This is a genomic window from Streptomyces sp. 4N124 (genome assembly GCF_052245395.1).
Taxonomy (GTDB): domain Bacteria; phylum Actinomycetota; class Actinomycetes; order Streptomycetales; family Streptomycetaceae; genus Streptomyces.
Genome location: NZ_JBQQBS010000002.1, coordinates 21,576 through 42,245 on the forward strand (window position 1 = coordinate 21,576; position 20,670 = coordinate 42,245).

At 68.9% G+C, this 20,670-nt stretch carries 21 protein-coding genes; 9 read left to right on the forward strand and 12 right to left on the reverse strand.

From position 1 onward, the window contains the following. Nucleotide 1 precedes the first annotated feature (1 nt). Nucleotides 2-637 carry a maltokinase N-terminal cap-like domain-containing protein gene (locus ACTWQO_RS02030; protein ID WP_443235445.1) on the forward strand — a complete coding sequence of 212 codons (636 nt, stop codon included), beginning with the start codon at nucleotides 2-4 and terminating at the stop codon, nucleotides 635-637. Nucleotides 638-680: 43 nt separating this feature from the next. On the opposite strand, the gene ACTWQO_RS02035 is transcribed toward ACTWQO_RS02030, so the two are convergent. After that, nucleotides 681-1,292, reverse strand: coding sequence for a hypothetical protein (locus tag ACTWQO_RS02035; protein WP_443235446.1), 612 nt, complete (start codon nucleotides 1,290-1,292; stop codon nucleotides 681-683). 142 nt (nucleotides 1,293-1,434) lie between these two features. Beyond that, nucleotides 1,435-1,836, reverse strand: coding sequence for a hypothetical protein (locus ACTWQO_RS02040; RefSeq protein ID WP_443235447.1), 402 nt, complete (start codon nucleotides 1,834-1,836; stop codon nucleotides 1,435-1,437). Between the two features lie 83 nt (nucleotides 1,837-1,919). Between ACTWQO_RS02040 and ACTWQO_RS02045 the strand changes: the two genes are divergently transcribed. Continuing rightward, a complete protein-coding gene (locus tag ACTWQO_RS02045) occupies nucleotides 1,920-2,729 on the forward strand; it encodes a helix-turn-helix domain-containing protein (protein ID WP_443235448.1) in 810 nt (269 codons plus the stop codon). Further along, entirely contained in the window at nucleotides 2,726-2,908 is a 183-nt protein-coding gene (locus ACTWQO_RS02050) for a DUF397 domain-containing protein (RefSeq protein WP_443235449.1), read from the forward strand. Before ACTWQO_RS02045 ends, ACTWQO_RS02050 begins: the two co-directional genes overlap by 4 nt. On the opposite strand, the gene ACTWQO_RS02055 is transcribed toward ACTWQO_RS02050, so the two are convergent. Next, nucleotides 2,905-3,834 (reverse strand): nuclear transport factor 2 family protein, encoded by a 930-nt coding sequence (locus tag ACTWQO_RS02055; protein ID WP_443235450.1) that lies wholly within the window; start codon nucleotides 3,832-3,834, stop codon nucleotides 2,905-2,907. The genes ACTWQO_RS02050 and ACTWQO_RS02055 overlap by 4 nt on opposite strands. Nucleotides 3,835-3,959: 125 nt before the next feature. On the opposite strand from ACTWQO_RS02055, the gene ACTWQO_RS02060 reads away from it, so the two are divergent. Then, on the forward strand, nucleotides 3,960-4,955 hold the full coding sequence (locus tag ACTWQO_RS02060; protein ID WP_443235451.1) for an aldo/keto reductase: 996 nt from the start codon (nucleotides 3,960-3,962) through the stop codon (nucleotides 4,953-4,955). A 121-nt stretch (nucleotides 4,956-5,076) separates the two neighbouring features. Here ACTWQO_RS02060 and thpR read toward each other — a convergent pair whose 3' ends face one another. Continuing rightward, nucleotides 5,077-5,649: an RNA 2',3'-cyclic phosphodiesterase gene (gene thpR, locus ACTWQO_RS02065; protein ID WP_443235452.1), complete on the reverse strand. Its 573-nt coding sequence runs from the start codon at nucleotides 5,647-5,649 to the stop codon at nucleotides 5,077-5,079. A 58-nt stretch (nucleotides 5,650-5,707) separates the two neighbouring features. Further along, a complete protein-coding gene (locus tag ACTWQO_RS02070) occupies nucleotides 5,708-6,460 on the reverse strand; it encodes a hypothetical protein (protein WP_443235453.1) in 753 nt (250 codons plus the stop codon). Nucleotides 6,461-6,537: 77 nt separating this feature from the next. Here ACTWQO_RS02070 and ACTWQO_RS02075 point away from each other — a divergent pair, with 77 nt between their 5' ends. Then, nucleotides 6,538-7,068 carry a GNAT family N-acetyltransferase gene (locus ACTWQO_RS02075; RefSeq protein WP_443235454.1) on the forward strand — a complete coding sequence of 177 codons (531 nt, stop codon included), beginning with the start codon at nucleotides 6,538-6,540 and terminating at the stop codon, nucleotides 7,066-7,068. A gap of 111 nt (nucleotides 7,069-7,179) precedes the next feature. Continuing rightward, nucleotides 7,180-7,764, forward strand: a complete 585-nt coding sequence (locus ACTWQO_RS02080) for a Uma2 family endonuclease (RefSeq protein WP_443235455.1) — start codon at nucleotides 7,180-7,182, stop codon at nucleotides 7,762-7,764. Nucleotides 7,765-7,776: 12 nt separating this feature from the next. On the opposite strand, the gene ACTWQO_RS02085 is transcribed toward ACTWQO_RS02080, so the two are convergent. Next, a complete protein-coding gene (locus tag ACTWQO_RS02085; protein ID WP_443235456.1) occupies nucleotides 7,777-9,138 on the reverse strand; it encodes an MFS transporter in 1,362 nt (453 codons plus the stop codon). A gap of 27 nt (nucleotides 9,139-9,165) precedes the next feature. Further along, nucleotides 9,166-9,603 (reverse strand): MarR family winged helix-turn-helix transcriptional regulator, encoded by a 438-nt coding sequence (locus ACTWQO_RS02090; protein ID WP_443235457.1) that lies wholly within the window; start codon nucleotides 9,601-9,603, stop codon nucleotides 9,166-9,168. 153 nt (nucleotides 9,604-9,756) lie between these two features. On the opposite strand from ACTWQO_RS02090, the gene ACTWQO_RS02095 reads away from it, so the two are divergent. Beyond that, on the forward strand, nucleotides 9,757-9,939 hold the full coding sequence (locus ACTWQO_RS02095) for a ribbon-helix-helix protein, CopG family (RefSeq protein WP_362940382.1): 183 nt from the start codon (nucleotides 9,757-9,759) through the stop codon (nucleotides 9,937-9,939). A gap of 1 nt (nucleotide 9,940) precedes the next feature. On the opposite strand, the gene ACTWQO_RS02100 is transcribed toward ACTWQO_RS02095, so the two are convergent. Next, nucleotides 9,941-11,392 carry an NCS2 family permease gene (locus ACTWQO_RS02100; protein ID WP_443235458.1) on the reverse strand — a complete coding sequence of 484 codons (1,452 nt, stop codon included), beginning with the start codon at nucleotides 11,390-11,392 and terminating at the stop codon, nucleotides 9,941-9,943. A gap of 138 nt (nucleotides 11,393-11,530) precedes the next feature. On the opposite strand from ACTWQO_RS02100, the gene ACTWQO_RS02105 reads away from it, so the two are divergent. After that, nucleotides 11,531-11,815: a DUF2530 domain-containing protein gene (locus tag ACTWQO_RS02105; protein ID WP_443235459.1), complete on the forward strand. Its 285-nt coding sequence runs from the start codon at nucleotides 11,531-11,533 to the stop codon at nucleotides 11,813-11,815. A gap of 104 nt (nucleotides 11,816-11,919) precedes the next feature. Then, complete coding sequence (locus ACTWQO_RS02110; RefSeq protein WP_443235460.1) at nucleotides 11,920-14,313, forward strand: cation-translocating P-type ATPase; 2,394 nt, start codon at nucleotides 11,920-11,922, stop codon at nucleotides 14,311-14,313. A 95-nt stretch (nucleotides 14,314-14,408) separates the two neighbouring features. Here ACTWQO_RS02110 and ACTWQO_RS02115 read toward each other — a convergent pair whose 3' ends face one another. From ACTWQO_RS02115 to ACTWQO_RS02130, 4 genes are all read right to left on the reverse strand, one after another. Continuing rightward, a complete protein-coding gene (locus ACTWQO_RS02115; protein WP_443235461.1) occupies nucleotides 14,409-15,257 on the reverse strand; it encodes a hypothetical protein in 849 nt (282 codons plus the stop codon). 95 nt (nucleotides 15,258-15,352) lie between these two features. After that, nucleotides 15,353-16,252: a hypothetical protein gene (locus tag ACTWQO_RS02120; RefSeq protein WP_443235462.1), complete on the reverse strand. Its 900-nt coding sequence runs from the start codon at nucleotides 16,250-16,252 to the stop codon at nucleotides 15,353-15,355. 191 nt (nucleotides 16,253-16,443) lie between these two features. Then, nucleotides 16,444-17,313 (reverse strand): calcium-binding protein, encoded by an 870-nt coding sequence (locus tag ACTWQO_RS02125; protein ID WP_443235463.1) that lies wholly within the window; start codon nucleotides 17,311-17,313, stop codon nucleotides 16,444-16,446. 196 nt (nucleotides 17,314-17,509) lie between these two features. Further along, nucleotides 17,510-20,623 (reverse strand): sacsin N-terminal ATP-binding-like domain-containing protein, encoded by a 3,114-nt coding sequence (locus ACTWQO_RS02130; protein WP_443235464.1) that lies wholly within the window; start codon nucleotides 20,621-20,623, stop codon nucleotides 17,510-17,512. Between the last annotated feature and the right edge of the window lie 47 nt (nucleotides 20,624-20,670).

Sequence of the window (20,670 nt, forward strand, 5' to 3'; positions counted from 1 at the left end):
CATGGCCCTCATCCACCGCACCACCCTCAAGCCGACCAAGCTGGAACTGCTCACCACGTGGCTGCCCACCCGCCCCTGGTACGAAGGCGGCACGGGCGCACCGGAGTTGACCAAGGCGGGCGGCTTCCGGCTGGACGACCCGGAGGGCGAGGTCGGCATCGAGTTCATGGTGGCCATCGACACCTCCGGCCCGCACCCGGCCTCCTACCTCGTGCCGCTCACCTACCGAGGCGCCCCACTCGACGGAGCCGACCACGCCCTCGTCGGCACGATGGAGCACGGCGTGCTGGGCAAGCGCTGGGCCTACGACGGCTGCCATGACCCGGTCCTGGTAACCCAGTTGCTGGCCCTGATCGAGGGCCGCGTCCAGGCCCAGGCGCAGAGCATCAGCGACACCCCCGACCGAGAGGTCACCCGCTCCTACACGGGCCCCGCCCTCCCCTCCACCGCCACAGCCACAGCCACCGACGACCAGGACGGCACGGAGCTCCGCCTCACCGACAGCACGGCCGTGCTCCGCCTGCACCGACGCCTGCGACCCGGCGCGGAGGCGCCCGAGGGCGCGCTCGGCCACATCACCGGCGCGTGGGAGTTGCCGGACGGCACGCGGGTGCGGGCGCCGTTCGCCGTGCTCTGAGGCCGGTCACTGCGCAGCGCCGGTCACCTGACCCACCGGCAGGTCAGGACGAGGGCGTCGCCGCCGTGGCGGGCGGGAAGGTGGGCGGGACGTAGATCGAGGGCTCCTTTTCGTAGTAGCAGCGTGCGATCTCGTCGTCGTCGCCCTCGATGTCGCAGTAGTCGGGGAAGCTGTCGGCGTCCCATGAGCTGTCGTCCAGTTGCAGGCGGAGCTCGAGCCCCGACGTCCAATCCCCTGCGCACGACGTTCCCGCCGAGCAGGTGTACGTCCCGGTGGTGGTCGAGGTGGCGCACTCGTCCTCGTCGTCCGAGGTGCAGGTGTCCGAGTCCACGGAGACGCGCGTCTCGTCATGGACCACGTACAGCTTCGACTTGATGCTCTTGATGTCCGGATCGCATTCGACACGTCCATTGGCCTTGGCCTCGACCTTGGTCAGGGTGTACTCCTTCCACCACCACGACGCGCTTCTCCCGAGCGACCAGAAACACTCGACGTACTCGTCGGCTTCCGCTCTGGAATCCGACAGGAGTTTCAGGGACAAGGTGCGGCCTTGTGACGAGGACGAGGACTCGTCGGGGTCGGCGGCGTGGGCCGGGGTGCTGCCCAGGAACAGCAGCACCGTCAGGGCGGCACCGCCTAAGGAGAGTGACTTCACGATGTTCTGCTCCTCTGGTTTCGGTGAGATGGGTGAGGTGGAGCGCGACCGCGGTGGCACCGTTCAGAGCTACGTGGTGTCGTCGGGCGTCACCGTAGACGGCAAGCTCCGGGAGGGGTCCCGAGGAACCCGTTCACGGAAATCACCTCACCGCCAGTTCCCAGAGCAGCTCCCCTGCCACAAAAGGAACGTCCGCCGTAGGTACCGATCGCCAGCCCAGCGGCCAGGTGACCCCTGTCAACGCCGGTACGCCGACGTACGCCAAGATGCCGTCACCGCGCGTCAGTGCGCGCACGCCGGGCGGCCAGCGGTACGTCGACGCGGTTTGCGGGGGCAACAGGAAGTACATGTTCCGTTCGCCGGCGAACTCCTGGACGACCGGTCCCGCGTCGAAGTCCGTGGCCGACATCAGCTCGTTGGCGACACGGTCCCCCGCAGCTCCTCTGATGCGCACGGCGTCGAAGTGGATGCCGGCGTGCCGGAGGGCGAGGCCGGAAGCGGGGATCCAGGTCGGGATCCAGGGGGCGGCGATTCTCTCGTTCATGCCGCAAATGGTTCCGCGCGGTCACATACTGTGACCAGGGGTACGCAAGGGTGGTGCGGGGCTGTGCAGTTGGGGAGGTAGTTGTGCACTCCGGTGAACGGGGCTCGGAGTCTTTCGGGGCACTGCTGAGGTTCTTTCGCGAGCGGGCCGGGATGACGCAGGAGGGTTTGGGCAAGCACGTCGGGTACTCCAAGTCGCAGGTGGCGATGGTGGAGCGGGGGGAGCGGTCGCCCAAGGGCAAGTTGGTGGAGATCGCGGACGAGGCGCTCGGTGCACAAGGTGCACTGCTGGTGCTGGCGGAGAAGGAGTTCAAGAAGGACGGGCTTCCGCCGTGGACCGAGGACTACCTGGCCGAGGAACGGAAGGCCGCCGCGCTGCACATGTACCAGACGCATCTGATGCCCGGCTCGCTGCAGACCGAGGCATACGCGCGAGCGGTCTTCGCCTCGAACCGCTGCCCGACCTTCGACGACGAGGACGTCGAGAGCAGGGTGGCGTCCCGCTTGGAGCGCCAGCAGCTCTTTCAGCGCAAGCCTGCGCCGAACGTCAGCTATGTGCTCGAAGAGAGCGTGCTGACGCGCCCGTTGGGCGGCAAGGCCGCGCTTAAGGAGCAGTTGCACCACATCCTCGCCATCGGCCGACTTCGCCACGTCGAGATTCAGGTCATGCCGCACGACCGCGACGTGCACGCCGGCCTGAACGGCAACATGATCCTCTTGGAGACCGCCGAGCGACGTCAGCTCGCCTACATCGAGGGCCACCGTGGCGGATACTTCGTCAGCGAACAGCCTGACCTGGGCGATCTGTTCGGCAAATATGGCACGCTGCGAGCGCAGGCCCTCACGCCCGAGGAGTCCGCAACGCTGATCGAAGAGGTGGCAGGGAAGCTATGAGCACGGACCTCGTCTGGTTCAAGAGCAGCTACAGCGGCAGCGAAGGCGAGTGCGTAGAGATAGCCCTCACCCCCACCACCGTCCACATCCGCGACTCCAAAGCCCCTGCCACCCCCGCCGCCCCGGCCGTCCAAGTAACCCCGACCACCTGGACGACCTTCCTCAACTCCCTGCTCTAGAACATCCCGTTCCCATTAGCGGAGCTCGCCGGGACATCCTGGATCACATCCCAGTGCTCCACGATCTTCCCGTTCCGCACCCGGAACAGATCCACGATCGCCTGACCCCGCTCCCCCGGCGCATTCACGTAGTGGCTGTGGACGGCCACCAAGTCACCGTCGGCGACAACCCGCTTCGGCGTGACCTTCAGCTGCGGAAACGCCTGGAAGAACCCGCCGAGTCCCGCCTTCGCGCCCTCCACACCGTCCGCGATGTTCGGGTTGTGCTGGTGGTACTCGGGACCCCAGTACCGGTCGAGGGCGGACACATCCTTCTGGACCAGAAGCTGATCGACGGCCTTGGTGACCAGCTTCTTGTTGTACGCGGTCAGCCACCGCGGCCCCGGCTGCTCGGTCCGCGGCCAACTCTCCGTGGAGAACATGTCGTTGCCGTTGACGGAGGACTCCGGAACCTCCTGCCCGACATCCCAGTGCTCCGCGATCTTCCCGCCCTGGAACCGGAAGATGTCCACGACAGCCTGCCCCCGAGCCCCCGGAGTCATCACGACGTTCGAGTGCACCAGCACAAGGTCACCCTCGGAGATGACCCGCCGAACGTCGTACTCCGCATCCGGGAACTGCTGGTGGATCGCGACGCCGAGGTTCTTCAACGTCTCCGCACCATCCGGCGCCAGCGGGTTGTGCTGGATGTAGTCGGCGCGGACGTACCGGTCCACAACCTCCGTGTCGCCCTGCTCGAACACGCCCTTGAGGACGCGGACGGCGACGTACTTCTGGTAGCCGAGGCGGGCGGTATCGCCGTAGCCGGCGTGCTGATCGGAGGCAACCGGCACAGACGCGACGGCAGGCACCGTGGCGGCACCGAAGAGCGCGGCGGAGGCCAGCGCGGCGACAAGGGCCTTGCGGACAGGCGTGGTGGGGGGCATGGCGCTCTCTTTCCAGCAGGGAAATTGAAACTTCAAGCTCACACTTCCCACAGGGAAGCACTAACCATCGGTTAGTGTCAAGATCGCTTGCCTAGAGCGCACTCCACGCCGTTGGCTAGGAAGTTATGAAGTACACGCAGCTCGGACGCACGGGACTCAAGGTCAGCCAACTCGTCCTCGGCACCATGAACTTCGGTCCGCAGACAGACGAAGCGGACAGTCACGCGATCATGGACGCGGCGCTGGACGCGGGCATCAACTTCTTCGACACGGCGAACGTGTACGGCTGGGGCGAGAACAAGGGCCGTACCGAATCGATCATCGGCAACTGGTTCGCGAAGGGCGGCGAGCGGCGCGACAAGGTCGTGCTCGCCACCAAGGTGTACGGAAACATGGCGGCGGACGGCGCCACCCCCTGGCCCAACCACGACAAGCTGTCGGCGCTGAACATCCGGCGGGCCGTCGACGCGTCGCTCAAGCGGCTGCAGACGGACTACATCGACGTCTACCAGTTCCACCACATCGACCGCTCGACTCCCTTCGAGGAGATCTGGCAGGCGATCGACGTGCTGGTGCAGCAGGGGAAGATCCTCTACGTCGGCTCGTCCAACTTCCCCGGCTACAAGATCGCCCAGGCCAACGAAATAGCGGCCAGGCGCGCCGGCACCATCGGCCTCGTCAGCGAGCAGTGCCTCTACAACCTGGCCGAGCGCCGCGCCGAGATGGAGGTCATCCCGGCCGCGCAGGAGTACGGCCTCGGGGTCATCCCCTGGTCGCCGCTGCACGGCGGTGTGCTGGGCGGGGTCATCAAGAAGGAGGTCGAGGGCGGACGCCGGGCCAGTGGGCGGGCCGCGGACTACCTCGCCAACCCCGCCACCCGCGCGCAGATCCAGTCCTACGAGGACCTGCTCGAAAAGCACGGCGTCGAGCCGGGCGAGGCCGCTCTCGCCTGGCTGCTCACCCGTCCCGGCGTGACCGGCCCGATCGTCGGCCCGCGCACCGCGGAGCAGCTGGAGTCCGCTCTGCGGGCGGTCGAGCTGGAGCTGAGCGAGGAGCTGCTGTCCGGGCTGGACGAGATCTTCCCGGGCCCGGGTCCGTCGCCGGAGGCCTTCGCCTGGTAGCTGCCACAGGCGCGCGGCGGCGTTACTTTCCGAGCGCCGCCGCCAGCGCCACCATCACGAACATCAACACAAGCGCACCGGCCATGATCCGGTTCCGGGTTTTCGGCTTCACGCGTCGAGCCTAACCGGCCCCTCCGAGCGGCCATCGGGCGACCACCTCGTAGCGCGGCTGCTCACCCGGTACGCCCGATTTCGGCAGATTGCTACGGACCAGTGCCAGTTCGCCCACCGTCCACGTCCGACTGGTGAACCGGCCGAGGGCCTCGACATACGGCCGTACGTCCACCGCGTCCCGACTCCGCGCCACCGTCAGATGGGCCTTGTACCGGCGGTGCTCCCCCATCGGCACCCCCGCCTTCCGCGCGGCGGCCTCCGCCCGGTCCGCCAGCAGCCGCAGCGCCTCGATGTCCCCCTCCGCCCCCACCCACAGCGCCCGCCCGCGCCCGAACTGTCCGCCGCCCCGGAGCGCCAGCGGGAAGGGGTCGGTGCGGTGCGCGGCCCGCTCCAGCCTCGCCGGCAGTTCCGCTACGAGGTCGTCGTCGACCTCCCCGTAGAACGCCATCGTGAAGTGCCACCCGGGCCGCCCGGTCCACCGCAGCCCGTCCGCGCCGGGCAGCTTCTGCAACTCGTCGATCTCGACGGCGAGTTCACGGACGATGTCGTCGGGGGGCAGTACGGCGGCGAAGAGTCTCACGGACGCCACTGTTCCAGGGAACGGATCATCCGGCGAGCTGTCTCCCTGCCACGGGCCTTCAGACGTCGACGTCGAGGGTGATGGCCAGCTTGGCGCTGCCTGTGACGCGCAGCGGAATGCGCGCCGCCGGGTTCAGCGAGTCGTTGACGGCCATCAAGGCGCCTCGGAGGTCGGCCGGGGCCGGCAGCGTGATCAGGTCCAGTCCGGCTTCCAGCACCTCACGGAGTCCCGGGGCCGCGCATGTCAAGGGCAGCATGCCGTCGTGCGTCGCGTGGGAGATGTGCAGCTCGACGGTCTCGGTGGCGTGGGCGGCCGTGAGGAACTCCTGGACGTCCCCCGCGCCGACCAGCATGGCGGTGTCCAGGTCGATGTCCATCGACGGCAGCAGGAGCGAGGCGCGCAGGAAGCCCGGGTGCGCGTCGAGGTAGAGGGACGCTCCGTTGTCCTCGATCGCCTCGCCCAGGTCGTAGAAGTTCCGGCACTGGTCCCGTGTCAGTTCGACCACGATGGCCGCTCGGCCGCCGAGCCCCATGTAGACCACGGAGCCAGCTTCGGCATACGTACTGTGACTCGTCACGACGCGCACCGGCCCGGTGCCGGCGGGAAAGCCCCGCCGGGTCTGCGCCGCCGTCTGATCCGCGATGCTCGGGGCGGTGATCGGGGGCAGCCGCCGGCCGCCGACCGGCAGTCCCGGCCGCTGGAACGATCCCGTCACCGCTCCGGGATCGAACACGCTGAGCGCTACGGGCGGCTGCTTCCGCCCCGCCTGCTTCTGCCCCGCCTGCTTCTTCTTCCGTCGCCACCACGCCATGCCCCGACCGTAAACACACCTCCCCGGGACGGGTCCCGGCCTCAACAGACCGGCACCGTACGGGAGATCATGGGGCCATGGACAACGGGAGCACGATCAGCATCAGAGAAGGCGGACCCGACGACATTCCCGCGATACTCGCCATGCTCGACAGCTGTGTCGAGTGGCTGGTCTCGCAGGGGCGCACGGGGCAGTGGGGAACGCAGCCGCTGTCGCAGAGCCCGAAGACGGTGGAGTCGGTGGCGCGTTACCTGGACGAGGGCGACGTCTTCGTCGCCGAGGTCGACGGCGAGCCGGCCGCCACCCTCACCCTCACCGACTCGCCCGGCCCCTACCTGGCCCACCTCCCGTCGCCCGGCGAGCCCGAACGGTACATCCACTGGCTCGCCTCCGACCGCCGCTTCAAGGGCCACGGCGTGGGCAGCGCCCTGCTCGCGCACGCCGTCGAGGAGACCCGGCGGGCGGGCGTCTCCCTGCTGCGGGTGGACTGCTACGCGGGCGACGACGGCAAGCTCGTCCGCTACTACGAGAGCCAGGGCTTCATCCGCACCGAGACCTACGTGGGCAAGGGCGACTGGCCGGGGCAGGTGCTGGCACGGAGGGTCTGATCCGCAGGGAGGCTGAGCTGCACCGTGGCCCACGCGTGACCCGGTCACCGTGCGTATCGTTGTACTGCGCGGCTGCACCCATCCATGGGGCAGCCGGGGAGGAGCGCCATGATGACCGTCCTTGAAGACAGGATCGAGATGGCCGAGGAAAACGGCGAGCTGACTCTGGACGGGCTGTTCGAGTCGCTTGAGCGGATCACCCCCGAGGGCTACAAGGTCGAGATCGTCGAGGGGGCCATTTTCATGTCGCCGCAGAGGGACACGCACTGGGAGATCATCGCCGACATCTACGAGCAGTTGCGCACCAAGTACCCGCGCAAGCGCGTGAAGTCCGACGTCCGCGTCGACTACCCAGGCCACCTCAACGGCTTCGCCTCCGACGTGACGCTCATGGCGGAGGGTGCCGAGAAGGCCCCCAACGGCCTGTGGCGCTGCCGGGACGTCGAATTCGTCGCCGAGGTCATCTCGAAAAGCACGGCACAGAACGACTACGGCCCCAAGAAGGCCGCGTACGCGGCAGCCGAAGTCCCCGTCTACCTCATCGCCGACCCGTACCAGGGCAAGGTCCACCTCTACACCCAGCCCAAGGACGGCGACTACATCAGCGAGCAGACCCTGACCTTCGGCGCGGACGTCGACATGACCACCACCGTCCTCAGCCTCACCCTCAAAACCGACGAATTCCCCCGCGACTGACCCGGCCGCCCCCTACGCCACCGTCGCCATCTCCTCCCGCCGCTCCCGCGGCACGAACCGCACATGCGGATGCCCGTGGTTCCAGCGCACCGACAGCCTCAGGCCGCCCGCGCGGGCGAGGATCAGGCCGATCACCGCAGCCGCCACCGCGGCGATCGTGCCGCCGACAGCGAAGCCCACCCGCGCACCGTACGTGTCCGTGATCCAGCCGACGATCGGTGCGCCGACCGGTGAGCCGCCGAGGAAGACCATCATGTAGAGGGACAGGACCCGGCCGCGCATGGCGGGGTCGGTCGCCATCTGGATGCTGGTGTTGGCGGTGACGTTGACCGTCATCGCGGCGATGCCGATCGGGGCCATCAGCAGGGCGAACAGCCACAACGACGGGGCCAGTGCAGCCACCACTTCCAGCGCGCCGAAGGCCACGGCCGCCGCGATCAGGACGCTCATCTTCGCCGTGCCCCGGCGTGCCGCGAGCAGTGCGCCCGTCACCGAGCCGACGGCCATCAGCGTGTTGAAGAGGCTGTAGGAGCCGGCGCCCGCGTGGAAGATGTCGTCCGCGAAGGCCGACAGATACACGGGGAAGTTGAAGGCGAACGTGCCGACGAAGCCGACCAGCACGATCGGCCAGACCAGCTCCGGCCGCCCGGCGACATACCGCAGACCCTCCCGCAGCTGTCCCTTGCCCCGGGGGGCGCGCTCGACGACGTACAGCTCACGCGCCCGCATCAGCAGCAGGCCGACGATGGGAGCGACGAAGGACAGGCCGTTGAAGAGGAACGCCCAGCCGGTGCCGACGCCGGTGATCAGGACACCCGCGACGGCGGGGCCGATGAGGCGGGCGGACTGGAAGTTGGCGGAGTTCAGGCTGACCGCGTTCTGCAGCTGGTCGGGGCCGACCATCTCGGAGACGAAGGACTGGCGGGCCGGGTTGTCGACGACGGTCGCGAGACCGACCGCGAAGGCGGCTACGTAGACGTGCCAGACCTCGACGTGGCCGGTGATCGTGAGGAACGCGAGCGCCAGGCCCGTCAGGCCCATCGCCGTCTGGGTGACCAGCAGGGCCGGGCGCTTGGGGAGGCGGTCGACGAGGACGCCGCCGTACAGGCCGAACAGCAGCATCGGGAGGAACTGCAGCGCTGTCGTTATGCCTACGGCCGTGGAGGAGCCGGTGAGGCTGAGCACCAGCCAGTCCTGGGCGATGCGCTGCATCCAGGTGCCGGTGTTGGAGACGACCTGGCCCATGAAGAACAGGCGGTAGTTCCGTACCTTCAGCGAGCTGAACATCGAGGACTTGCGCTCGACGGGGTCGTCGGGGGTGGTGTCGGGGGTGGTCGGTGCGGGTGCGGAGTCTGCTCCGGGTCCCGAACTCAACAGCGTTCGCCTCCTCAGGCGTTGCGGTTACAGATGTGCGAGCTTCTCCAGCACGGGGGCGGCGGCGCGCAGTTTCGCCCATTCGTCCTCGTCGAGGCCCTCGGCGAGCGAGGCCAGGAACGCGTTGCGCTTGCGGCGGCTCTCCTCAAGCATCGTCACGGCCTCATCGGTCTGTGTGACGACCTTCTGACGCCGGTCCTCGGGGTGCGGCTCCAGCCGGACCAGCCCCTTGGCTTCGAGCAGCGCGACGATGCGGGTCATCGAGGGCGGCTGCACATGCTCCTTGCGGGCGAGTTCACCCGGGGTGGCCGTGCCACAGCGGGCGAGGGTGCCGAGCACCGACATCTCGGTGGGGCTCAGCGATTCGTCGACCCGCTGGTGCTTGAGCCGACGGGACAGCCGCATCACGGCAGATCGCAGGGAGTTCACGGCGGCAACGTCGTCGCCATGGCTAAGGTCCGACATCTCTTTAGCGTAACTCATTACTCTCCCTAAAGACCACTGCGGCGCGCATGATTGCCCGTGACCCGGGCCACTGAACCCTGAGATCACCCATCCGGGTGAGTTGGTTCCGAAAAGTGACGCGGTACTCGGTTCGGTCCGGCAACCCTCGTACGCATGGGGACCAGCGTGCTCAGCCTGCGGATAGACGGGGAGCTGCTCGAACGGCTCCGGGACCGTGCGGCGAAAAGGGGAATGAGCGTCCAGGACTATGTGATCCGGACGCTCGTCCGGGACGACTTCGACGAACGGTTCCAGGCCGCCGTCGAGGAGACGGAGCGGTTCTACGGGGTCACATGACTCACGTGAGACCGAGCGCCGGCATCAGGTAGTAGAACGCGAACACCGCCGAGACGACGTACATCGCGACCGGGATCTCCTTGCCGCGGCCGGCCGCCAGGCGCAGGACGACGAAGGTGATGAAGCCCATGCCGATGCCATTGGTGATCGAGTAGGTGAACGGCATCATCAGCATCGTCACGAAGGCCGGGATCGCGACCGTGTAGTCCGCCCAGTCGATCTCCTTGACCGAACCGGCCAGGATCAGGAAGCCGACCGCGAGCAGCGCCGGAGTGGCCGCCTGCGACGGGACCATCGTGGCGACGGGCGTCAGGAACAGGGCTACGGCGAACAGCGCGCCGGTCACGACGTTCGCGAAGCCGGTGCGGGCGCCCTCGCCGACGCCGGCCGTGGACTCCACGAAGCAGGTGGTGGCCGAGGAGGAGCTGGCGCCGCCCGCAGCGACCGCGATGCCGTCGACGAAGAGGACCTTGTTGATGCCGGGCATATGGCCCTGGGCGTCGGTCAGCTTGGCCTCGTCGCTGACGCCCATGATCGTGCCCATCGCGTCGAAGAACGTCGACAGCAGGACCGTGAAGACGAAGAGGGTGCCGGTCAGGAAGCCGACCTTGGAGAACCCGCCGAACAGGCTGACCTCGCCGATCAGGCCGAAGTCGGGGGTGGCCACCGGGTTGCCCGGCCAGGTCGGGGTGGTCAGGCCCCAGGAGGGGATGTCCGCGACCGCGTTGATGATGACGGCCAGCACCGTCATCGCGACGATCGAGATCAGGATCGCGCCGGACACCTTGCGCACGATCAGCGCCAGCGTGAGCAGCGTGCCGAGGATGAAGATCAGTACCGGCCAGCCGGTGAGATGACCGTCGCCGCCCAGCTGGAGCGGGACCGTGGTCTGCGCGGCGTCCGGGATGCGGGAGATGAATCCGGAGTCGACCAGGCCGATCAGCATGATGAACAGGCCGATACCGATGGCGATGGCCTTGCGGAGGCTGTAGGGCACGGCGTTCATGACCCGCTCACGCAAGCCCGTGGCCACCAGCAGCATCACGATGAAACCGGCCAGCACCACCATGCCCATCGCGTCCGGCCACGACATCCGCGGGGCGAGCTGGAGCGCGACGACGGAGTTCACGCCGAGGCCGGCGGCGAGCGCGATCGGGACGTTGCCGATGACGCCCATGAGCAGCGTGGTGAACGCGGCCGTCACGGCCGTAGCGGTGACCAGCTGGCCGTTGTCGAGCTGGTTGCCGTACGTGTCCTTCGCGCTGCCGAGGATGATCGGGTTCAGCACGATGATGTAGGCCATCGCGAAGAAGGTGGCGAAACCGCCGCGGATCTCGCGCGGCAGCGAGCTGCCCCGCTCGGAGATCTTGAAGAAGCGGTCGAGTGCGCCGTAGGCGGGCCCGGCTCCCGGCTGTTCAGGGGCGGGGACCTTGGCGGGGGCCGAGGTGGACATGTATTTGGTGGTTCCTACGAAGAGAAATGGACAGACACAAACGGTTTCAGTATGAACGTATAACGCCGGGGTCGGCCATCTCCGCGCGTAGATAACTCCGTCCCCTCAGACACCCGATCGCCTCGTAAGCTGTCCCCCATGGCGAAGTGGACCCCAACACACGAGGCGCCGGAGCCCCTGGAGGGCCCCGTGGTCGGCACCGTCACGGGCGGCACGATCCTCTGGTTCGTCCTCTTCCTGGTGCAGCTGCCCTTCTACGGCTGGTTCGACGACCACGGACACACCTGGTGGGTGTGGACCTGTCTGGCCGGCGGCGGGCTCGGCCTGATCGGTATCTGGTACGTCCGCAGGCGCGACGCCGCGCTCAAGCGAGCGGCCCTCGACCAGCCCAGGGAAACGAGCGGCGAACCCCAGTCGTCCTGATGTGTCCGCGCCCTACAACCAGGGCACGACACCTCTCCTCCCCAAGTCGGAACTTCCGCGCACTCAGCGGGTGAAGGCGTAAATCCGCACGTACCGTCGAATGCATGACGCATATCGACGCGGGCGCCGAACTCGAATCCGCGCACCCGATACCCACCGACGTGGCCGTGACCGGGCTCACCGCCGCCGAGGTGGCCGAGCGGGTCGCGCGCGGGGAGGTCAACGACGTCCCGGTGCGCAGCAGCCGGTCCACCGTCGACATCGTCCGCGCCAACGTCTTCACCCGGTTCAACGCGATCATCGGCGTGCTCTGGGTGATCATGCTGTTCGTCGCGCCGGTCCAGGACAGCCTGTTCGGCTTCGTGATCCTCGCCAACACCGCGATCGGCATCATCCAGGAGTGGCGGGCGAAGAAGACCCTCGACTCCCTGGCGGTGATCGGCGAGGCCAGACCGACCGTACGGCGGGACGGGGTGGCCGTAGAGGTCAGCACCTCGGACATCGTCCTCGACGACCTGATCGAGATCGGGCCGGGTGACAAGGCCGTCGTCGACGGGGTGTGCGTCGAGGCCGACGGTCTGGAGATCGACGAGTCACTGCTCACCGGTGAGGCCGATCCGGTCGTCAAGCAGCCCGGGGACCAGGTGATGTCCGGCAGCTTCGTGGTCGCGGGCGGCGGCGCGTTCAAGGCGACCAAGGTGGGCCGTGAGGCCTACGCCGCCCAGCTCGCCGAGGAGGCCTCCCGCTTCACACTGGTCCACTCCGAGCTGCGCACCGGCATCTCCACGATCCTCAAGTACGTGACGTGGATGATGGCGCCGGCCGCGATCGGCCTGATCATCACGCAGCTGGTCGTCAAGGACAACGACTTCAAGGACTCCGTCGCCCGCACGGTCGGCGGCATCGTCCCGATGGTCCCGGAGGGCCTGGTCCTGCTCACGTCGGTCGCCTTCGCGATCGGCGTGATCCGTCTTGGCCGGAAACAGTGCCTCGTCCAGGAACTCCCCGCCATCGAGGGCCTCGCCCGCGTCGACACGGTCTGCCTGGACAAGACGGGCACGCTCACCGAGGGCGGCATGGACGTCACCGAGGTGAGACCCCTCCAGGGCGCCGACGACACGTACGTACGACAGGTGCTGGGCGCCCTGGGTGAGTCGGACCCCCGCCCGAACGCCTCCCTCCAGGCCATCATCGACGCCTACCCGGACGCCGACGAATGGCGCTGCACCGAGTCCCTCCCCTTCTCCTCCGCCCGGAAGTACAGCGGCGCCTCCTTCAGCGAGGGCAACGGCGAGTCCAGCACCTGGCTCCTCGGCGCCCCGGACGTCCTCCTCGCCGACGACGACCCCACGCTCGCCGAGACAGACCGGCTCAACGAGCAGGGTCTACGAGTCCTGCTGCTGGCCCGCGTCACCCGCGACCTCGACGACCCCGAGGTCGCCCGGGGCGCCCGCCCCACCGCCCTGGTCGTGCTGGAGCAGCGGCTGCGCCCGGACGCCGCCGACACCCTGCGCTACTTCGAGGAGCAGAACGTCCGGCCCAAGGTCATCTCCGGCGACAACGCGGTGTCGGTCGGCGCGGTCGCGAGCAAGCTGGGCCTGTCCGGCACGACGGTCGACGCCCGCCGGCTCCCCTCCGACAAGGACGGCATGGCGGACGCCCTCGACGAGGGCACCGTGTTCGGGCGGGTCACCCCGCAGCAGAAGCGGGACATGGTGGGCGCGCTGCAGTCCAAGGGACACACGGTCGCGATGACCGGCGACGGTGTGAACGACGTACTCGCCCTGAAAGACGCCGACATCGGCGTGTCCATGGGATCGGGCTCGGAGGCCACGAAGGCCGTCGCCCAGATCGTGCTGCTGAACAACAGCTTCGCCACGCTGCCGTCGGTGGTGGCGGAGGGCCGGCGGGTCATCGGCAACATCACGCGCGTCGCGACGCTGTTCCTGGTCAAGACGGTCTATTCGGTGCTGCTGGCGATTCTGGTGGTGTGCTGGCAGGTCGAATACCCGTTCCTGCCCCGCCACTTGACTCTTCTGTCGACCCTGACGATCGGCATCCCGGCGTTCTTCCTGGCCCTCGCGCCCAACAAGGAACGGGCGAGGCCTCATTTCGTGCGGCGGGTGATGCGGTACTCGATCCCGGGTGGGGTCCTGGCAGGCCTCGCGACGTTCGCGACGTACCTGATAGCCCGCAACTACTACACCGGCGAAGGCTCGTTGGAAGCGGAGACGAGCGCGGCGACTCTGACGCTGTTCCTGATCTCCATGTGGGTCCTGGCGATCGTGGCCCGCCCCTACACCTGGTGGCGGATTCTCCTGGTCGCCGCCATGGGCTTCGGCTTCCTGGTCGTGCTGGTCGTGCCCTGGCTGCAGGAGTTCTTCGCGCTGAAGCTGATCGGGGTGACGATGCCGTGGATGGCGGTGGGGATCGCGGTGGTGGCGGCGGTCGCCCTGGAGGTGCTGTGGAGATGGGTCGACCGCCGCGTTCCCGCTTAGCGCTGGCTCCGGCCAAGACGGCGCCGGTTGAGTGTCGGCTGCGGCGCCGTCGTGGCTGGTCGCGCAGTTCCCCGCGCCCCTAAAGGGGCGCGGCTCTACTGCACGTCTACGTAGTCGCCGGCGACAGCCGTCGGCGCCGTGGTCGCCGTACCCGCGAAGGTGAAGCGGTAGTAGCCGTCCGTGGCGGCCGTGACCGTCGTCTTCAGGGCGCCGGTCGAGGTCGACGTGATGCCCTTGACGTTGGTGTAGTTGGTGGTGCCCGCCTTGCGGAACTGCAGCACGACCTTCTGGGTGCTGTAGCCCGCGTAGGTGTTGGTGTCCCAGTTGGCGCGGGACAGCTTGCCGGTGACCGTGATGGTCTTGCCCTTCTTCACCGGCTCGGGGGTGGCGTTGACGGTCAGCTTGGCGGCGCGGAGGACCTTGATCGTGCCGACGTCGCCCTGGACCTTCGTGTCTCCGTCCGACGTGATGGCGATGCCGCCTGTCTTCCACGTACCGGCCTGGGAGCTGGGCAGGAGTTCCCTGGACGGGCTGATGGAGATCACGGCCGAGCAGTTGAGGACGGTGGTGGAGACAGTAGTGCAGTTCGCCACGTCGTCGCTGCCGAAGCCGTAGGGCGCCGTCTCCGGGGAGGTACCGCCTCGGTATATGAACGGAAGGCTGGCGAAGTTGTCTTCGCTGGTGTCGAGGTCGGCGGCGTGGGTCAGCGTGTACGTGACGGGCACGGTGACCTTGGTGGTGGCACCGACGACGATCGACTTGCCCTTGTTGACCTTCATGTTGGACAAGGTCACGTCGAGCTCGGCGGCAGCAGCCGTAGCGCCGACGGAGCTGAAGGCAAGCTTGCCGGAGACGGGCGAGTCGGCGGCCTGGGCGGCCGGGACGACGAGAGCGGAGAGGGCCAGGGCGCCGGTGACGGCGGCCACGGTGGTACGGATGCGCATGAACTTCCTCAGGTGGACCGAGTAAAAGGTGGGGAGACTGCCCGACCCCGGGGCACGGGCCCCGGGGTCGGTGGCGAACGCTTCTCGGGGACCGCTTACCTCACGTCGACGAAGTCGCCCGCGACAGTGACCGGCGCGGTGCTCGGGGTGCCCTTGAACTGGAAGCGGTAGTAGCCGTCGATGGATGCCTTGACGGTGGTCACCAGCTTGCCCTGCGTCCTGGTCTTGATGCCCTTGACGTTCGTGTAGTTGGTGGTGCCCTTCTTGCGGAACTGCAGCACCACGGACTGGTTGCCGAAACCGATGTACCGGCTGTTGTCCCAGTTGGCGTGGGTCAGTTCGCCGGTGACCGTGATGGTCTTGCCCTTCTTCACCGGCTCCGGCGCGGCGTTGACCGTCAGCTTGGACAGACGCAGGAGCCTGAAGGAGTTCGTCGGGTCCTTCACCACGACGCCGATGTTGTCCGGGTTCTCCGGGTCGTCGGGGTCCTCGCCGTTGTACGCGACCGCGAACGCGGCCGCCTTCCAGGCGTCGGCATCGTCGTTGAACAGGTAGAACGGGTCGATCGCGACGGTGGCCTTGCAGGAGGCGACGGTCGCGGACGAGTCCGTGCAGGTGGCGTCGGTGCTCGTGAAGTCGGAGAAGGAGTCACCGAACGACGCGCCGCGGTACAGCTGGACGGCCGCGACGAAGTCGGCGGCGTGGATGTCGACGTCCGCACCATGGGTCAGCGTGAAGGACACCGGCACCTTGACGGTGGCGGTGGTGCCGAGGACGACGTCCTTGCCGCTGTTCACCTTCACGTTGGAGAAGGAGGCGTCCAGGGGGTACGACGCCGCGGCCGTGGCGAACGCCGACGTGCCGTCGGTCGCGGCGTCGAGGGCGGCGGCCACGTTCGCGGGGACCTTCGGCTCGGCGGCCGTCGCGACCGGAGCGGCGACGGCGGAGAGGGCCAGGGCGCCGGTGACGGCGGCCACGGTGGCTCGAATACGCATGCGTTCCCCAAGTGGAGAAAGGGGGCCCCGGCACTGGTCGTTCCCGACGGCTCGTCGTCGGCACGGGGCCCAAATGATCACGGAGTCTGTTGACTCACCGGATCAGATCTGCGGCGGAGGGGAATGGTTGTACGGATGGTGCGAAATTTGTGCGGGAAATATCAAGATCCCCCTCCGCCACAGGGTCGGGCTTAGCGCACGCCGACGTAGTCGCCGGTCGCGGTGACCTGCCCGGTGCTGGAGATACCCGCGAAGCTGAAGCGGTGGTGGCCGTCGACGTTCGCCGTCGTGGTCGTCTTCACGACGCCGCCGGCGGTGGAGTTGACGCCCTTCACGGTGGTGTACGAGCTGGCGTCCGTGCCACGGAACTGCAGCTGCAGCGCCTGGCCGCTGAGGCCGACGTACGTGCCGGTCTCCCAGTCGGCGCGGGTCAGCTTGCCGGAGACGGTGATGGTCTGGCCCGCGTTCACCGGCTCAGGCGCGGCGTCGGCGGTCAGCTTGGCGAGACGCTGGACCTTGTGGGTCTTGTAGAAGTCGTTCTCGTAGGTCTCGCCTACATTGGGCCAGACGTACGCGCTGACGTGCCAGGTACCGGCCAGCGCGTTGGCGTACAGCTCACCGACCCCGTCACCGTTCAGACCGGGCGACGCCGTGATGGTGAGCTTGCAGTTCGACGTCGTCTCGCTGATCGGCGTGCAGTTGGCCACTTCCTCGTTCGGCGGGAGGTAGCCGTCGACGTTCTCGACGTCCGAGCCGTGCCAGAGGTCCATGTAGGCGTCCAGGATGCCGCTGGGGTGGCTGGCGGTCAGGGATACCTCGAAGGTCCTGACGGTCGTCGTACCGAAGACAAGCGCCTTGCCGGCGTTGACGGTCACGTTGGACACCTCGGGCGCGGCTTGGGCAGCGAACCCGGTTTTGGCGGAGGGGGCCCCGAAGCGCTCCTGGAGGCTCGGCTTGTCGAAGCTCACGGTGCCCTGGCCGTCGGCCTGCGCGGCCGGCACGGCAAGGGCGGAGAGGGCCAGGGCGCCCGAGAGGGCGGCCACGGTGGCTCGTATGCGCATGCGTTCCCCACGTCGTGTGCGGACCCGGCACCGGTCGTTCCTCACGGCTCGTTCGTCGGAGCAGGGGCCCAAGTGATGGTGGAGTCTGTTGACTCCGGTGAGGAGATTCGCGGCGGTGGTGAAAGGTTGTACGGGTGCGGTGAACTTTGTTCGCGAACTCACCGCAAATGAATGGAGGTTGACGGGACGGGCAACCTCAGTCGAACCACCGGTCCCGAGCCAGCTCCTCCGTCCGCGAAGGATCCTCCAGCAGCGCCGCCACCTCGAACCGCCGAGGCCACTGCCGGGCCGCCCAAGCCAGGCCCGCGGCGACGCCCTCCAGGGTCGAGGCGTGCAGGACGCCGTCGGTCGTCAGGCGCCAGTCGATCTCGACGCCGTCGACGACGAGTTCCTCGTGCTCGACGTATGACTCGGGTGTCCGCGGGCCGAGCAGCACCCGTACTGAATCCGGCACGGCGTGCTCGGTGCCCTCGGAGTCCACCGAGCCCGTCACGGACTCGCTCAGGCGCCGGACTTGGAACAGTTCGGCCAGTTCGGCGGCGCGGGCGGGGCGGACGGGCAGCAAGGGGACGCCGTCCGTGAAGGGGAGCAGGTCGGGGGAGTCGACGACGACCGCGTCGGCCGCGTCCACCACGACCACGTCGCCGTCGACCACGGCCCGCAGGTCGTCCGGCAGGGTCACCTGCTCGGGGTCCAGGTCGGCCAACGCGCTGTAGAGGGCGTGCAGTTGGGCGCCGGTGACCTCACGGTCGGGGTCGGCGAGGCGGTCCAGCAGCTCTGCCGCGCCGCCCGGCTCGTCCAGCAGCGCCGATACCGACGTCCGTACGCCCAGCGCCCGCAGTACCTGCTCGTCCTCGAAGCCGGTCGCGTCGGCCTCCTCGTACAGGCCGCGGAGGAGGGGGTCACCCCCCGCCGCGAGCAGACCGGCCGGGCGGCGGCCGTCCAGGACCGGGTTTCCGCGCAGCCACCAGGCGGTGTAGGGGCGTACGACCTCGTGGGTGCCGTCCGGGAGGAGGATCCGGACCGGCTGGACGATCGCGTCACGCAACGGGGGTTGCGAGAGCAGCGCGAGCGCCTGGGGCCAGTGGTCGTCGTCGATCAAGTCCAGGTCGCGTACGGCTACCAGCTCCGTGGCGACCGGTGGGACCGGCGTGTCCGGGAAGCGGTCCAGGATGTCCTCGCACCAGACGTCCACCGCGTCCAGCAGGCCCGCGTCGTCGGGTTCGGCGAAGTCGCCCTCGCGCGGCTCCAGTTCGTCCGGGTCCAGGACCACGTCCGTGGCACGTACGAGCGCGAATCCGGCCAGCACCCCGCAGGCCGCCAGCGGCTGCTCGCCCCACTTCTCGGCCAGCTCGGCGTCCACGGTGGCGAGTTCGCCCTCCCGCATGACCTGGTGGAAGGGGCTGCCGGGGAAGACGAGTTCACCGGCGGGCACCAACTCCCCCTCCTCGTCCGGCAATGCCAGCGCGCCGAGCCACGGCTCGTCACCGGGCTCCAGTCCCGCGTCCCGGACGAGCGCGAGGACGGTGTCGGCCAGCTCCTCGGCGTCGAGAGTGGCGTCCTCCTCCCAGGAGATCCCGCCGTCCTCGTCCAGGGAGGCGGCGACGGCGGCCCGTACCTGAGGGGTGGTGAGCACGGCGCGCGGGGTCGCGGGGAGCGCGCCCAGCTTCTCCAGGAGGGGATGCGCGCCGTCCGGGTGGGCGACCTTGAGGCCGAGCCGGGCGAGCATCTCCGGGTCGATACGGGAGGCGTCCGGGGTGGGGAGCAGGACCTGCCGGGGGCCGATCGTCGTACGGCCGTCGGCGAGCGGTACTGGCAGGCCGGAGAGGCGATCCGGGTCGACGCCGGCGAGGCTGTCGTAGAGCCGTCGCCACCAGTCCGGCTCCTTCTCCAGTCCGGCGAGGCGGTCGATCGCGTCGGTCAGCGGAACCCGCGCGACACCCAACGTCCGCAGCTCCACCCGCCGTTCGAGCCCGGCGGGCAGCAGCGTGGGCAGCACCTCGGCCAGCACCCGCACGGTGTCGGCACCGGCGCCCTCGACGATCTCGGCGTCCCGGGGGCGCAGGGAATCGGGCAGATCCTCGATGCCCTCGGCGGCGGGAGGCAAGAAGGACGTGCGGGGCAGGCGCTGGAGGATCGCCTGGCGCAGCGCCCCGTCCAGTTCGCCCTTGCCGAGCGGCCCGGGGACGAGGCCGATGACGCCGGTGCTCACGGGGCGCCAGTCGGCGAGCAGCTCGGCGTACGCGTCCGCGGCCTTCTCCACGAGGAAGTCGGTCAGCGGGCCGGGGGCCGCGTGCCGCCGGGTCGTGTCGAGGGGGAAGGAGGCGATGAGCAGGGCGGGGACGCCGAGGGGCTCGTCGCTGGGGGTGGGGGCGTGGACGACGGCGCTGGTGCGCGGGCGGGCCGGGGAGCCGTCGCCGTCGACCGGGACGGCCCAGGTGACGGACCAGTGCGGGCGCAGGCGCTCTTCGGTGGGCCGGTCGGCGAGCAGGTCGGGCGCGAGCGGCCCGTGCGCGGCGACGGTACGCCACCCGGTCGTGCCCTCCCTGGAGTCCTCTACGACCGTCAGGGCGCCCTCGGTGCGGCGGCGCAGGGTGCGGACGTCCTCGGTCTCGATCACGACCTCTTCGAGGCCGGGCAGGGCGAGGAGGAGGGCGTCGTCGACGGCGTGCAGCAGGCGCTCGGCGAGGTCGGCGGCGGCCGTGTCGCGCAGGGGCAGGATGACGACCGTGTCGTACGGGTCGGGTGCGGTGCCCTCGGCGGCGAACGGGAGACGGAGGAGCGGGACGTGGCCGTCGCGCCGGCGGATCTCGTCCCCGAGGCCGGGACTGTGCCGTGCGGTCTCCGCCGACAGCTCGCGCGCCTCGGCGAGGGACCAGCGGACGCCTCCGTGCCGGCCAACGACCGCGGGCTCGTCGGTGACGGCGAGAACGGCGGCGAAACCGACGCCGAAGCGGCCGATCGCCGTTTCCGCGGTCTCGCGCTTGGCGGAGGCGCGGAGCGTGGCGAGGGACTCGACGCCGGCCGCGTCGAGGGGCGCGCCGGTGTTGGCGGCGAACAGGACGCCGTCGCGGAGGGTGAGCCGGAGCCGTCCGGGTACGCCCGCACGCGCTGCCGCATCGGCGGCGTTCTGAGCGAGCTCGACGACGAGCCGGTCCCGATACCCACCGAGGACCAGATCCTCCTCGGCGTTGGCGTCCTCACGGAACCGGGCCGGGCTGGTCGCCCACGCGTCCAGCACTCCGCGCCGCAGACGAGCCGTCCCGAAGGGGTCCGCGCCTTCGGCGGCCGGCCGCACGAACTTGCTCACGTTGTCTCTCCTCATCGGCCCTCATCAGCGTGAGGATGAAGGTATCG